Source organism: Vibrio sp. 811 (genome assembly GCF_033339195.1).
Genome location: NZ_JAWOUB010000492.1, coordinates 1 through 656, shown reverse-complemented (window position 1 = coordinate 656; position 656 = coordinate 1). Strand labels below are relative to the sequence as shown.

The 656-nt window shown below is 47.6% G+C and carries 2 protein-coding genes; both read right to left on the bottom strand.

The window, feature by feature from the left end; genetic code table 11:
* On the bottom strand, nucleotides 1–485 hold a 485-nt coding region (locus R7Q46_RS27680), incomplete at its 3' end, for a DUF1538 family protein (protein WP_318078351.1).
* The coding region (locus R7Q46_RS27675) for a DUF1538 family protein (protein ID WP_318078352.1) at nucleotides 482–656 on the bottom strand (175 nt) is incomplete at its 5' end. The genes R7Q46_RS27675 and R7Q46_RS27680, both read right to left, overlap by 4 nt.

Below are 656 nucleotides of genomic sequence, written 5' to 3'. Positions count from 1 at the left end.
TCGCCCACCACAATACGATAGCTACCAAGCGCGATACCTATCGCTACGCCTAAAGCAACCGCAACTCGTAAGCCATTTACACTAATACTGCCACCAGACACTTGATTGGCTTTGATGGCCACTGCAATCAAAGATGGCTCAGCGATGGTCGTACTAAAGCCGATAAAAAAAGCAAAGGTGTACACCCAATAATAGTCGACCCACTCTAACGCCTGCCCAATAGAGACTTTAAACTCTCGGACGAATTCAGGAGCGGTCAACTGCACCGCCATTGTTTCGCCCAACGGAAACAATGCCATCTCCAAACCGAGTAAAAACAACGATAACCCAACAATGACATACGCAAAACCGAGCAACACTTTTTTGAGGTTATTCACTGGGCGGCGCAGCACAGCCAATTGAAAGCCAAAAATAATCGCCGCAATCGGGATCACATCACGAATGGTGGACAGCAACGTATCTAAGAAATGTTCGAATGAAATCATGTAACGGCCATCCCATAAATCATGACAAACATCATTGGCAGTAAAGAGGCAAACGCAATCAACCCAAAACCATCCACCATAGGGTTACGCCCTTTAATGGCCGAAGCTAACCCCACACCTAATGCCGTCACCAAAGGGACGGTAATTGTTGACGTGGTCACGCCACCCGAG